The sequence below is a fragment of the Nitrospira tepida genome, assembly GCF_947241125.1.
Taxonomy (GTDB): domain Bacteria; phylum Nitrospirota; class Nitrospiria; order Nitrospirales; family Nitrospiraceae; genus Nitrospira_G; species Nitrospira_G tepida.
Window position 1 is genome coordinate 2,911,536 of the sequence record NZ_OX365700.1, and the last position, 13,269, is coordinate 2,924,804.

The window sequence follows — 13,269 nt, forward strand, 5'->3', positions numbered from 1 at the left end:
GGAACCATGAAGTCCATACAACCTCGCGCCAGGGCCATCGCCGTGCTGGGAACGGCCTCCGATGTCGGAAAGACCGCTGTCTCGGCGGGCTTGTGCCGGATTCTGGTTCGTCACGGCATCCGCGTCGCTCCCTTCAAAGCCCAGAACATGGCGCTGAACTCGTTCGTCACGCCGGAGGGCGGGGAAATCGGGCGCGCCCAAGCGTTGCAGGCGCGGGCCTGTGGATTGGACCCTCACGTGGATATGAATCCCATTCTGCTGAAACCGGAATCCGACAGGCGTTCCCAGGTTATTGTTCGAGGTCAGGCAATCCAGTCACTGGAGGCTCAGGCATATTTTGACCGGCGGGAGGAGATCTGGGCCATCGTGCGCGAGAGCTACGATCGCCTTGCGGGCGCCTACGAGGCGATTGTTATCGAAGGAGCGGGCAGCGCCGCGGAGGTGAACCTTCGCGAGCATGACGTGGTCAACTGGCGGACGGCCCGCTGGGCCGATGCCAAGGTCCTGCTCGTCGCGGACATCGATCGCGGCGGCGTATTCGCGCAAATGCTGGGCACCTTGGACCTCTTGGCGCCAGACGAACGCCGCCGCGTCATCGCGCTTGTCGTCAACAAGTTTCGCGGCGACCCCAGACTGTTTGCCGATGGCCAACAGTATCTTGAAGCGCGCACCGGGCTTCCCGTTTGGCTCGTGCCCTTTCTCCCGGATGCGCATCTCGACCAGGAAGACCGCCTGGACCTGGCCGCCTCCGCTCAGCGAGCATTCTTGGATTCCTCTGTGAATGTCGCCGTGGTGCTGCTGCCCCGCCTGAGCAACTTCACCGACTTCAATGCGCTCGCCCGCGAGGAGGGTCTGAGCCTCCGGTATGTCGCCACCCCAGAGGACCTGAGCCACGCCGATGTCATCATCCTTCCGGGCACGAAAAACACCCTCGACGACCTTCGATATCTCGTTGAGCGGGGATTCGGGCCCGCTTTGAAGGCCCACGTGGACCGGGGAGGGGAGTTGATCGGCATTTGCGGCGGCTATCAAATGATGGGCCGGCACATTCACGATCCGGACGGCCTCGAAGCAGGCGGTTCCTCGCCAGGCTTCGGCTTCCTGGACATCCAGACAGAACTGAAATCGCCCAAGATCTGCCGGCGTGTCCGGGGACGGGTATCGGCTCTCGAAGGACTAGACGATTGCGTGATCGAGGGCTATGAAATCCACATGGGTCGGATCACCGGACGTACGAGGTCGTCCTGTTTTACGCTCCACCGTCCCGCAACCGATGAAGCATTTCGCTCGTGCGATCCCAGCCTGTCCGAGGAAGAAGGGACCTGGGCCTTCGGAGGCCGGGTCTGGGGCACGAGCATCCACGGCCTGTTCGACCATGCGTCGTTTCGGTTGGGATGGATGAACCGCGCCAGAACCAGAAAGGGCCTCCCGGCGATTGGCCTTGCCACCCATCTTTCCGCTTCCGCCTCTCTCGACAGCGCCTTAGACCGATGGGCCGATCACCTCGAGCGCCATATGAATCTCGCATCCATCATAGAAGGCTTCGAGCGATCTTTTCCCAGTGGCTGAGGTCCAACCAAGGGGGAGACCGATGAAGACGAGAAAAGGGGGCATGCGGATCACCAAGGTCTATACCCGCACCGGCGATAAGGGGCGGACCAGGTTGGCCGGCGGGCAGCAGGTGTGGAAGGACAGCGCGCGGGTGGAGGCCTACGGGACGGTGGACGAACTCAATGCGGCCATCGGCGTGGTCCGTTCCTGTATGCCATCCGGGCAGGGGCCCAATCCTGACCCTGTGCGGCTGGATCAGGAACTTGGGTGGGTCCAACACAAACTGTTCGACCTCGGTGCCCTGCTCGCGACGGCACCGGGCCAGACCTTTCCGAACATGCCTCAGATTGCGCAACAGGATGTCACTCGTCTCGAGCGGCTCATCGATACCTGCCAAAAGGACTTGCCGCCGCTCAAAGAGTTTCTCCTTCCGGGTGGCAGTCTCGTGCCAAGCCTGCTGCATTTGGCGCGGACGATTTGCCGACGGGCCGAACGTCACTGTGTTCGGCTCTCCCGCGAGGAGCCCGCCGACGGCATGGCCATCATCTTTCTCAACCGGCTGAGCGACACGTTCTTTGTGCTGGCCCGGTGGGTCGCCCACCGCCGCCGCGAACCCGAGGTCCTCTGGGATCGCCATCCACCAACCCGGACTCCGTAGATCCCCAGCCGCTCCTGTCCCGATTCTGAGTCACCTCTTCGGTGCTCTATCCGCTCAGTCCGGGCCACGTCCGGCGCGTGACCGGATAGGCGGACGGCTCATCGAGCCGTGAGCGAACGCCGTCCACGTATTTGACAGATACGGATTATCTGATAATCAAGTCTAGTGACGTCGTTGTGCGTTGAACCCCATTACCGCCGCTCCTGACCGCTTTGGTGCCTATCGTGGCCATCGTCGTCCTGTGAAGGGGGCAAATAAAAAGAATCTCTTGAGGCGTGGCCTCCGGCCGCCAAGAGCAATCTGAAGGGCGGCCGGTTCAACCGAAGGCCTGTATGGAGGATTCCATGATCACCCCGCGCGCAATGCTCTGTGCCTGTCTGATCGTCTGGGCCGCCGTCGTTGGAGCCGGCTCACCGGCATGGGCCACTGACGAAGCCGAAACGAGCGAACTGCTTATCAAGATGGTCAAAGCTGGCCGGGCGACCGTCTCCGAACATCAGGAATTGATCAACGACGCCTCCAAGGGCAACAAGGGATTTACAGGAGATTTTCTGGCGGAACAGGTCATCACCCGCTTCCGGAACCAAACCAAGATCGACCTGACGCGCCCCACCAATCTGCCCCAGGCCAATGTGCTGCTGAGTCTGCTTGAAGCCGAACGAGAGGTCGTGGACGAAGCACAGATCGTCATCAACAAGCAGGGCGTCGGATTCAAGGGCTTCCTGCCCGCCGTCTTTGCGCGCAAGACCGGAGAACGGTTCTATCGGAAGACCGGCATCCGCATCAAATTGACCGGCATCGACTATCGCAATCCGAACAACCGTCCCGATGAGTTCGAGTCGGAGGTGCTCAAACTGTTTTCCGACAGCCGGCATCCGAAGGGACAACCCTATGCCAAGGCGACGATGTTGAACGGCAAACCGGTTTATCGGCTGATGGACCCGGAATATGCCGGCCCATCGTGCCTGTCTTGTCACGGCAATCCAAAGGGCGAACGGGACATCACCGGCATGCGAAAGGAAGGCTGGAAGGAAGGAGAACTGGCAGGCGCCCTGAGTATCGTCTATCCCATGAGATAAGCGTGAACCGCCATCTGATAGCCGTTGTGCGCATGATTTTCTAACCACGTGTATTCACGAAGGAGGCATTCATGAGCAAGATCGTGGTCTGCGATGATTCCTACTCCGAACTGCAAATCATCGAGGGGTATCTGAAAGCCGCCAACCACACCGTCGTTACGTATCCCAATACCGATAAGCTCGAGGACAAGCTGGCGGCGGAGAAGCCGGATCTGGTCATCCTCGATGTGGTCATGCCGGGCCGAAACGGCTTCCAAGCCTGCCGCGACCTAAAGAACGACGACCGGTTCAAACACATTCCCGTCGTCCTCTGCACCTCCAAAGGACAGGACAGCGACAAGTTTTGGGGTGAACAACAGGGGGCCAACGGCTACGTCGTGAAACCGTTCAAAGCGGAAGATCTCTTGGCCGCCGTGAAACGAGCGATGCATTGACCGGCGCCAACCAGCAGTGTACTGACAGCGCAGGAGCGGTTTTGAACAGCCATGGCACAGATTGACGTCCCCGTTCTCTCCACGGCGGCCGCGGCCGCGCACACCTTCCGCGCCTGTCTCTTCGTCATCGCGGGTGAATGGCTCGCGATTGATCTGCGATATGTACGGGAGGTGTTCCCCGTCGAGTCCGTAACCCCCGTCCCGAAAATGCCGTCCGTCCTCGTCGGCGTGGCGAACCTGCGGGGCACCGTCATGCCGCTGGTGGATATACGGCCGGCGTTGGGGTTGCCGCCCGCGCCTGTTCCCCAAAAACTCGCCGTGGTGATCAAGCATGGCCCTCAACAAGCCGGTCTCTTGATCGACGACGTGCCCGAGATTCGCACCGTGTCGGCAGACGCCTTGCTCACGCCACCGTCACAAGCAGACCGGAGCGCACAGCCGTTCATTGCCGCGCTGCTCCCGATCGATGGCAAGATGGGCGGACTCATCGAAGTCCCTGCGCTGCTCTCCATCGTCGAGCGAGGTTAGGCCTTACCTCTATGGTCATCGATTCCATTCACTCCGGTGATCTCCGGAAACGGGTTTCCCCAGACAAGCCGTGTCGTCGCAAGAGGAGGCAGTCATGAAAAAGAGCAAGGGCGTCGGCCTGGAATCCATGAGCTGGTTTCGCGACCTGCGCACGGAAGCGAAATTGATCGTGGGATTCGGCCTGGTCAGTTTCATCATCATGTTCGTCGCGGGACTGGGTTTCTTCAAACTCCGCCAACTCGCAGGCCAATCACAGGTGACCTATGTGGATTACGTCGTGCCGTTGGCCGAGTTCTCGGAAATGGGCACCGCGTTGACCGATCATCACCAGATCCTGCTTCAGATGGCCTCGGCATCGCGCAAGAGCGATGTGGAAGCGGAAACCCCGAAACTCGCGAAGCATGAAGACACCGTGATGAGGGTGCTGCGCGAATACGAATCGACGACCCTGCGGGTGTCGCGGGCCGGGCGCGATGAAGCCGCGGATCTGGCGCTGCTCAAGCCGGCTATCCTGCGCTATTTCACCGAAGCCAAGAATTCCACGCACGCGTACCTCGATAGTTTCGACCGGACCTTGTCGCCCGAGCAGTCTCAACAACTCCGCGATCTCGGCATCTTGGCCCTCACGGTCAACCTGACACCCATCTTCGAGCAGGCGGTCCTTCGGCACAGCGAACAGGTCACCACCATGAAGGACATTGCCAATGATCTGAACGAAGAGGCCAAAGCCATCGCGAATAACGGAGAGAAGCTGCTCCTCATCGGCGGTGTGGTGGCCGTCGCCCTCGGCTTGTGGTTTGGATACCGCCTGGCCAGATTCTTTTCGCGAAACGTCATCCACATCGCGGAAGTCGCCACCCAGGCTGCGGGCGGAAATTTCCAAGCCCGCGCCAAGGTCGAAAGCCACGACGAGTTCGGTCAGATGGCCAAGGCGTTCAACGCCATGTTGGACCGTTTGACCACCCTCCTGCAAACGGAGGAGGAGCGCGACACCATGCAAAAGCGCCTCATGGCCTTCCTCGTCATGGTCTCCGAGGTGGGGAAAGGCGACTTGACTAAACGGGGCGAGGTGACGGCCGACATGTTCGGAAACCTGGCCGACGGGTTGAACCTGATGTTGGCCAGGTTCGGCAAATTGCTCGGTCAGGTGCGTGATGCGGCCGAACGAGTCAACCGTTCAGCCGGCTCGCTGCGGGAGACAGCTTCTCAAATGTCGGGAACGGCCAAACACCAGGCGGAAGAGTCCGTCCGCACGTTGGGTGCGGTCGAGCTCCTGACGTCGTCGATGCGGCAGGTCGCGGATACGGCAACCGCCTCATCCGAAAGCGCCAAACAAGTGCTGTCCGCCACTGAGAAAGGCCGGCAAGCCGTGCAGGAGACGGTACAAGACATGCAGAACATCCGCGCCGCCGTGCAACGGATGTCCAAACAGGTCAAAGCGCTGGGTGACCGGTCGTTGGAGATTTCCCAGATCGTGTCCACCATTCGGGACATCGCGTCCCAGACCAACCTGCTCGCCTTGAACGCCGCGATCGAGGCGGCGGGCGCGGGCGAAGCAGGAGCCCGATTCGCGGTCGTCGCCGACCAGGTCCGCAAACTGGCGGAAAGCTCGACGCAGGCCACCCGTGAAATCACGGAGCTGGTCAAGGGCATCCAATCCGAAACGCAGGACGCCGTGGTCGCCATGGAGCACGAGACCCAGGCTGTGGAAGCCGGCTCGCAATCGGCCTTGAAAACGGGTGAAGTGTTCTCGGAAATTTCGGATATCGCCAAGCGGTCGGCCGAGCTGGCCGTCGCCATCGCAACATCCGCCACCGAGCAGACTCAATCAACGGAGCGCGTGGGCCGGTCGCTGAAGGACTTTACCGGCGGCGCCGTGGCGACGCAGAAAGCGACCGATACGACCAGGCAAACCATCGAAGAGATGGCGAAACTCGCCGAAGGTCTGACCGCGCAAGTCAGTCAGTTCAAGCTCGTGTGACCGATACGGCATGAGCAGGCGATCAGGCGCGGATAAAAGGACCGTGCAACATGGGCAACGAGTTCGATAAAAATCAACTCGTCGACATCTTTGTCGCCGAATCCAGCGATGCCGTCTCCAGCATGCAGGCGGCGCTGAATCCCGCCGACCAGTCGCTGCCCAGCCCTCAGGTGGCCCAGGAACAGAAGGCCCTGGCTCACCGTACGAAGGGGGCGGCGCTCCTCTATGAGTTTCCCACACTCGGCAAGCTGTGCGACATGCTGGAGCACCTCTTTGAGCGGGCCACCGAGTTCTCCAGTTCGGACTGGCCGCGCGTCGTGGGGACGCTTCGTGCGTTGGTGGATGCCGCGCAGGTGCAGATCAACGCCATCGCCCATAGCCACCAGGAGCAGGATGATTCGTTGACGGCCGTCAAGGCCGAGTACGCCGAAGCCCTGATGTTGCTGAAAGCGGCTCAGGAGCCTCAGCAGGCTGAGTTACCAGACGCCTCGTATCTCATGCCGGCCATTGACGATGAGGTCATGTCCTACTTTCTTCCCGAGATGGAAGAACACTTGGGTAGAATTCAGGCGCATCTGGAGCATCTGTCCGCCAACCCCGACGACCCTGATCGTATGCATCAGTTGTTCCGGTCGGTCCACACCGTCAAAGGGTCCGCACACACGGTCGGATTCACGGTCATTGGAGATGTCGCCCTTCCACTTGAAGAGCGGTTGGGCGAAACCCGAGACGATCGCAGCGCGATTTCCGCGTCCTTGTTGGAATTGACCGCGGAAACCATGCGCGTGGTCCGCCGGCTGCTCGCCAGAGACACCGCACAGCTTGATTCACTCCAACGGGACGTGCCGGCGCTCCTGTCGAGACTTCAGGCGTCCCGACCGGCAAGCGTCCTGCAGCCCGACGGAGGACGGCAGGTCCCGTCTTCGACGCCCATATCGGTTCCCAGCACCACGGTCGCCCCGCTTGAGACCGGCACTGTTGTCGAGCCGGCCCACCATCCGGATGAGCTCACGGCCGAATACCTCTGTCCTGTACTCGACCCAGAGGTGCTTTCCTATTTTGTTCCCGAAGCCCAGGAACATCTCGATGCGCTCGAAGCCTTGCTGTTGAAGCTTGAGAAGGCGCCGCACAGCATGGACTTGATCCATCAGTTGTTCCGAAGCGCCCACACCCTCAAGGGGTCGGCACTCACGGTGGGCTTTACCTGCATTGGCGATCTTGTCCATTATGTGGAAGATCTCATGGGCGCGTTGCGCGAGGGGCGCATGAAGCTCCTCGCCGGGATGACGGACCTCATTCTGCGATCCATTGACGTCGTCCGGCTCCTCATGCGTCGCGATCCTTCGACGTTGCCGCAAGTCCGCGAACGCTTCCGCGCCGTCGCCAAAGAACTGCAGGCGTTTGCGAGCCCTAGCGCTGCGGGAGCGGTGGCACCGGCGCAGGCCTCGCCTCCGGCCGAGCGGGCCTCGCCAGCGGCTCAGGAGGCGCGCGAGGCGCCGCAGTCGGAAGAGTCCTCCGGATCACAGGGACACGACGTCATTCGCGTCAATCGCGAACGGTTGGAGCGGCTGCTGAACCTGGTTGGTGAGTTGGTGATTGGACGGGGACGCCTTGAACAGCGGTTGCTCGTCCTCGAGCATCTGTCGAATCAGGTCCAGTCGTTCAAAGGCAAGATGCTCGAAACGGTCAGGAGCTTCGAGGAAAAGCACTCCTTCACCCTTCCGACCGCCACCCCTTCTGCCGGCCCTCCGTCAAGTCCCGCTCACGTCCCCGGCCTGCAGGACTTTGGCGCGTTGGAATTCGATAAATATGACGACTTCAACATCCTGGCGCGGCGCATTTCTGAAGTGACCGCCGATGTTACAGAGGCGATGGCACAACTCTCGGGGTCCATCCGCCAAGCGCGCGAGGACATGAGCCAGCTTCAACATCTGACGCTCGGCATGCGGGACGAAATCGCCCGGGCCAGGATGGTGGCGATCGGAACCCCGTTCACCCGCTTCCGCCGAGCCGTTCGGGAGATGGCCCGCGCCACCGGAAAAGAAGTGACGTTGGTCACGTCGGGCGAGCATACGGAGGTGGATACCGGCATCGTCGAACGTTTGGTCGAACCGCTCGTGCACCTCGTCCGCAACGCGGTTTACCACGGCATCGAGCCGGCAGGAGTCCGCGTGGCCCAGTGCAAGCCCGCGGTCGGAACCGTCTATCTGCACGCCGCCCATCGCGGCAACGCCGTGGTTATCGAAGTCGAAGACGACGGAGCGGGGATTGACACGGACAAGGTCAAGGCCAAGGCCGTTGCCAAAGGACTCGTTTCTGCCGCGCTGGCGAAGACCATGCCGGATTCAGAGGCCATGAAGCTGATTTTTCTGCCCGGCTTCTCGACGGCCGACGAGGTGGGAGACCAGGCCGGACGGGGCGTCGGCCTCGATGCCGTCAAGAAAGTCATTGAAAGCATGAACGGCTTCGTTGAGATTGAAACGGCGAAAGGAGTCGGCACCAAGTTCACCCTGAGCCTTCCGCTCACGTTGCTGATCGCCACAGCCTTGATTGTGCGGGCCGGCACCCAACGGTACGCCATCCCACTGCCGAGCGTCCGAGAGGTCACCATCCCCACCGACAACACACTGCAACGGATTGCGTCGGATTGGGTCTTGCACGCCGGCAATGAAGCGATTCCTGTCCAGTCGCTGACGCACGCCTTAAGCGGCATTCCCGCGGAGGTGCCGGAGCTGTCGCCGATCGTCATTGTCCGGGCGCCCACCGGCTCGCTCGGTCTGGCCGTCGATGAGTTGTTGGGCCGGCAGGAAATCGTCGTCAAATCACTCGGCTCGCTCAAGGTTCTCGAACGATCCAGTTTTGGAGGCGCCTCGATCGACCCCGAAGGCCGCGTGATCTTGGTCGTCGATGTCACCAGACTTGGGCAAGGGGACCGAGTCGCAGCGCTCTCCGCCGTAGAAGCGGCCGACCCGCCTCAACTCAGCGACCAGGGATCGCTCTCCGGTGCGGCTGCCCAGGAAGAGGCCCCTACCGGTCCTGCCATTCTCTTGATCGACGATTCGCTCAGCATCCGCAAGTTCGTCGCCCGCATGTTGGAGAATGCCGGGTATGCCGTCGATACCGCGGTGGACGGGGAGGACGGCCTGCGCAAGGCCGCCGCCAACCGCTATCGCCTGGTTATTACGGATTTGGAGATGCCGAAACTCAACGGATACGAAGTGATCCAAGCGCTTCGAGGTCGGGCTCAATCCCAGACGCTCCCGATCGTGGTGATGACGACCAGAGCCGGCGACAAGCATCGCCAACTGGCGCTGAACATCGGCGCCAGCGGGTATATCGCCAAGCCCGTTGAAGAACGGGCGCTGATCGCTGAAGTAGAGCGCTGGTTGCAACTGCCCCAGTCGATGCGAACGTGAAACCCGGAGGCGGCGCCCGGCGCGCTCGCAAACCGCATGGCCTTTCGCCAACGTGTGACCACTCCGACCGCCGATTCCCACACCGCGCGCTTCTTGGTCGTTCGTCTTCACCGCACGTATCTGGCCATTTGGGCGGAAAGCGTTCGTGGCGTGTTCACCGAACGGGAGTGTGATCCCAAACGGGATATCGTCTTGCTCGGGGAGCACTACACGCCGATGAATTTGGCTGCACGATTCCGGTTGCCCGATCCACGACCGACCCCGGAGACCCGAATCGTGCTCTGTAGTCGGGATCGCTGGCGTTGTGCCAGCCCGGTGGATCAGGTCATCGGATTGACCGATATCCGTCGGGAGCACATTCTGCCGCTGCCCCGTCTATTCAGCGGCGAGGAACGGATGTGGTTCCGAGGACTGTTCTTGTTTCAGGAGGCGGTCGCCCTTCTGGTCAACCCCGACTGGCTTGTTCAAGAGGACCAGACAGGCCGGCGGCTTGCCAATGCGGTCGGATCGTAGGGCGGGCGTTGTTGGGCGCGATGCCATGGATGATGAAGCCGTGCGTGCTCCTGCGCCGGCATCCGAGACCGTTGACGGAGCGATCAAAACATGCTCAAACATACCCAGCCATCGGGCAAGCCCGTTCCGGTCGCCGCCACCATCCAACTTCTGGTGTTCCGGATCGGAGGACACACCTTCGCCGCCCGAGCGGAGGAGGTCGGCGGGGTCCAACCTTGGCCGATGACGATGCCGGTTCCCAGTTCCTCGCGATTCCTCACCGCCATCGCCCGCCGGCACGATGAAGTCCTGCCCGTCTACGACTTGGCCGGACAGCTTTCCCTTTCAATTCGGGACTCAGCTCCCTTGGCCCTTTTGGTTAAACATGCACTGGGTCCGCTGATCGTACGAATTGATTCTGAAATTCCTTCGCTGGAAACGGTCGGGGCTGATATGATTCGGCCTGCGTCCGGACTCTATCCCGGGGTGAGGCAGGTTTGTCGACTGACCCACCTCGAGGTCCCGATGCTGTCGCTTCGGACGCTTGGGACGACACAGGAGAGTGTGACCGCATGACCTCACCAGGGAGAACCCTATGCCGCGTGTTTTAGTTGCAGACGACAGCATCGCGGTACGCAAGGTGGCGGAACGCCTGTTGAAGGAGGCGGGGCTGAATGTCACCCTGGCTGCCAACGCCGAAGAGGCCATCACCTTGCTGGAGCATGACCCGCCGGACATCGTGGTGTCCGACGTCATCATGCCCGATAAGAGCGGCTACGAAGTCTGCGGCTATGTCCGCTCGCACTCAAAGTTTGCGGCTATTCCCGTCCTTCTGATTTCCGGCATCGTCAATGATGACGTCACGAAGCAGGCGGAATCCTGTCGCGCGGACGGCGTGCTCAAGAAGCCGTTTCAAGGGACTTCGCTCCAGGACCGTGTCTCCGCGCTCCTGCACAAACGCCAACCAGCCGCCCCGCCTGCTCCGGCTCCGGCGCCGCCTTCTGCGCCCGCCGATCTCAAACCGACGGAATCGGCACGAGCTGCTTCCGCCGCACCGGCCCAGCACATTGCGGACCATGAGCTGGATTCTTACCGTCTGGCGGCCAGCCGCCTGAAAGAAATCGAACACGAACTCGCTCAAGAACGAGCGCGTTCCTCCACATTGGCCCACGAACTGGAGGAGGCCACACGTCAACAGGCGCAAGCCGGCTCTCTGGAAGATCAGTTGCGCGCCGAGCGTGACCATGTCGCGCAATTGATGCAACGCGCCTCCGATTTAGAATTGGAGGCCAAGCGAGGGCAGGAAGCCGAGGTGGCGCTGGCGGCCGAACGCGAACGAATCGCCCAACTGACGACCGCGTTGTCGGAAGCGCAAGCAGCGGCTCAATCGGAAGCGCAGCACGCTCAGGAGATCGCACAGGCCCTCGAAGAACACCGGGTCCGGGTGGCGGAACTGACCCAGGCCCTCGCCGGAGCGCGAGAGACCGCACAAAAAGTACAGGAGCTCGAAGCAACACTGGTGGCCGAGCGGGCGGCACAGGCTGAGTTGGTCAAGCAGATGACCGAGCTTGAACAGAAAGCGACACGTCTGGCGGAAGTTGAATCCGACCTCCAGGAGGCCAGCGCCGAACGCGACGGCCTGCGCAAACAGTGCGCCGCAGCCGAAGCCGAACTCGGCATGCGGACGAACGAAGCGACGCAACTCCGAGATCAACTGCGCGCCGCCCACGCCGCCTTGGCGGACGCCCGCCAGCACATCGAGCAGGTGGACGCCGATCTCGCCAATGCGAAACCTCAGGCCTCCCGCGTGCCGGAGTTGGAACAGACGCTGGCGACGGTCCAGGAACGCGCGGAGCAATTGGCCGCGGAACTTGCGGAAGCCAAGCCCAAGGCGGATCGTCTTCCCGACCTCGAACGCGCCCTTGCCGCGGAGCGGGAACGCAACGATGCGCTCATCCGCCGTATCGGTGAGGCAGAACATGCCGCCGAGCAATCCGCCAAGCGCTTGGAAGACATGGCCAGAAAGCTCGGAGAAATTGCGGGGCTCGCATCAAAACTGGGAAGCGGCCCCGGTCGATAACCGGCAACCCTGTGACATCCCCTCTCTAACCATGGCAGAACCGGCGGTCGCAGGCGATGAGTTTCAGCGCGAACTCCTTGAACTTTTCGCCGCCGAAGCCTACGAGTGGCTCGCGCAGATTCAACAGGCGCTCGCCCGCTTCCAAGCTTCCCTGGATCCCTCCGTGAGGTCCGACGCCTTGGACGTCATCGCCCGCGGAATTACCAGCCTGGGAGGGTCCGCAGCCACAATCGATCTTCCGGCCATCCAGGAACTGGTGTTCAGTCTTCTGCCATTGCTGGAGCAGCTCCGCGGAGCGGACTCGATGGGCGCCAGCGAGACGCTCGCCAAGCTACGCGACTCGCTCGCCAACATCACGGAACTGGTGGCGTCCAATACCGGCATCCCCGCGACCGTCACCTTTGAAGCGCAGCAGCCGGGCCTGCGCCACGCCAAAGAGTTGCTGCACGCGCTCCATACGCTGCGCCGGACGCAGATGCGCACAGCGCCTGCTCCCCGTTCCGTGATAGACAGCGTGATCCGACTGGTGCAGCAGGACCTGGAGCGGGGATACTCCCAAGTGGATCCGCCGACCCTCGTCGCGCAAGTGGACGAGGTCTGTCGCGATCATGACGATTTTGTCCGCCGGGTACAGTCCGCGCTTCCATTCCTGAGTGCAGCCGTGGCGGCCTTGAAATCCATGTCCCGCCAGCCGGCCTCGAACCGTCCTGTTGATCGGACTACGGAATGTCTCCAGACGGTGGATCAGCTTGTGGATCAAGCACGGCAACGCGACGCCGTGCCATTGCTGCATTTCTTTCAGGGCCTGTCCTCGTTCATCAAGATTGCAACCGAGCGCCGGTTGGCGATATCTGCCCAGCGGTTCGGAGCGGTGGAGACTCGCTTGGCCGCCCTGGGAGCAACCGCCCAGGCATGGCTCGAAGCCGAGCGAGAGGAACGAACGGCGATCGTCGAACTCCTAGCGGCCTGATCAACGGCCTTTCTCTTATGAAATTCTCGGCCTTCCGTCCTGTCGGACCGCACCGAACCATGTGGACAAGACAAGCGGCG

11 protein-coding genes are annotated in these 13,269 nt (G+C 61.7%); all 11 read left to right on the forward strand.

Annotated elements, in window-relative coordinates; all coding sequences use genetic code 11:
- Nucleotides 1-6: 6 nt before the first annotated feature.
- A complete protein-coding gene (locus QWI75_RS13850; protein WP_289269166.1) occupies nucleotides 7-1,569 on the forward strand; it encodes a cobyric acid synthase in 1,563 nt (520 codons plus the stop codon).
- Nucleotides 1,570-1,591: 22 nt separating this feature from the next.
- Nucleotides 1,592-2,209 (forward strand): cob(I)yrinic acid a,c-diamide adenosyltransferase, encoded by a 618-nt coding sequence (locus QWI75_RS13855; protein ID WP_289269167.1) that lies wholly within the window; start codon nucleotides 1,592-1,594, stop codon nucleotides 2,207-2,209.
- 344 nt (nucleotides 2,210-2,553) lie between these two features.
- Nucleotides 2,554-3,288, forward strand: a complete 735-nt coding sequence (locus tag QWI75_RS13860) for a Tll0287-like domain-containing protein (RefSeq protein ID WP_289269168.1) — start codon at nucleotides 2,554-2,556, stop codon at nucleotides 3,286-3,288.
- Nucleotides 3,289-3,359: 71 nt separating this feature from the next.
- Nucleotides 3,360-3,722, forward strand: coding sequence for a response regulator transcription factor (locus QWI75_RS13865; protein ID WP_289269169.1), 363 nt, complete (start codon nucleotides 3,360-3,362; stop codon nucleotides 3,720-3,722).
- Between the two features lie 51 nt (nucleotides 3,723-3,773).
- Nucleotides 3,774-4,250, forward strand: coding sequence for a chemotaxis protein CheW (locus tag QWI75_RS13870; protein WP_289269170.1), 477 nt, complete (start codon nucleotides 3,774-3,776; stop codon nucleotides 4,248-4,250).
- 94 nt (nucleotides 4,251-4,344) lie between these two features.
- Nucleotides 4,345-6,231 carry a HAMP domain-containing methyl-accepting chemotaxis protein gene (locus QWI75_RS13875; protein ID WP_289269171.1) on the forward strand — a complete coding sequence of 629 codons (1,887 nt, stop codon included), beginning with the start codon at nucleotides 4,345-4,347 and terminating at the stop codon, nucleotides 6,229-6,231.
- Nucleotides 6,232-6,281: 50 nt separating this feature from the next.
- Complete coding sequence (locus QWI75_RS13880; protein ID WP_289269172.1) at nucleotides 6,282-9,647, forward strand: hybrid sensor histidine kinase/response regulator; 3,366 nt, start codon at nucleotides 6,282-6,284, stop codon at nucleotides 9,645-9,647.
- 36 nt (nucleotides 9,648-9,683) lie between these two features.
- Nucleotides 9,684-10,160: a chemotaxis protein CheW gene (locus QWI75_RS13885; RefSeq protein ID WP_289269173.1), complete on the forward strand. Its 477-nt coding sequence runs from the start codon at nucleotides 9,684-9,686 to the stop codon at nucleotides 10,158-10,160.
- A gap of 90 nt (nucleotides 10,161-10,250) precedes the next feature.
- A complete protein-coding gene (locus tag QWI75_RS13890; protein WP_289269174.1) occupies nucleotides 10,251-10,715 on the forward strand; it encodes a chemotaxis protein CheW in 465 nt (154 codons plus the stop codon).
- A gap of 19 nt (nucleotides 10,716-10,734) precedes the next feature.
- Nucleotides 10,735-12,219 (forward strand): response regulator, encoded by a 1,485-nt coding sequence (locus QWI75_RS13895; protein WP_289269175.1) that lies wholly within the window; start codon nucleotides 10,735-10,737, stop codon nucleotides 12,217-12,219.
- A gap of 31 nt (nucleotides 12,220-12,250) precedes the next feature.
- Complete coding sequence (locus tag QWI75_RS13900; protein ID WP_289269176.1) at nucleotides 12,251-13,189, forward strand: Hpt domain-containing protein; 939 nt, start codon at nucleotides 12,251-12,253, stop codon at nucleotides 13,187-13,189.
- Nucleotides 13,190-13,269: the final 80 nt, after the last annotated feature.